Origin of the sequence: Niastella populi, from assembly GCF_002078015.1 — a bacterium.
Classification (GTDB): Bacteria; Bacteroidota; Bacteroidia; order Chitinophagales; family Chitinophagaceae; genus Niastella; species Niastella populi.
In genome coordinates this window covers 1-610 of record NZ_LWBP01000117.1, presented here as the reverse complement: position 1 = coordinate 610, position 610 = coordinate 1, and the positions used below count along the sequence as shown (strand labels likewise).

The following is a 610-nucleotide window of genomic DNA, read 5'->3' as shown; positions in this document are numbered from 1 at the left end:
GCAAATGGATGAATTGCTCAGGGATCGCTTAATTAAAAAGGAATATACCTGTCATTTAAAGACCCTTTCGCAGGTAATCAGGGAGAATGCAATTACACATATCGACCTTTTGAAAATAGATGTTGAAAATGCAGAATTGGACGTCGTTAATGGTATTGCTGAGGAAGATTGGACGAAAATAGATCAAATCGTTATTGAAGTTCACGATGATAATGACAGGTTGAGAAAGATAACGCAAATCATTAGTTCTAATGGCTTTACTGTATCAGCATATCAAAGTGAGGAATTAAAGGGTACAAAACTTTATGATGTTTATTGCACCAGGGAGAAGAAGATCAATGAAGGTAAAATAGAGGAATCTTTTAAAGATCATTGGTACAGTCCCAATGGCCTGATTGAAAGTGTGAGACAAAGGGTGTTTGATAAACTGCCAGGATATATGGTGCCTTCGGAAATAGTGCTGTTGGATAGAATACCGCTAACATCTAATGGTAAGATAGATCGAAAGGCGTTATTGGAGAATCGGGTAAATAGTTTGGGTAATAAAATTGATTTTATTGCTCCGAGAACTAACCAGGAGAAAGTATTAGCCCAGGTATGGTCGGATGTT

1 protein-coding gene is annotated in these 610 nt (G+C 37.2%); it reads left to right on the top strand.

The genetic code is table 11. From position 1 onward, the window contains the following. Positions 1–610 (top strand): FkbM family methyltransferase (locus A4R26_RS11570; RefSeq protein ID WP_133054636.1); only part of this gene is annotated, 610 nt, incomplete at both ends.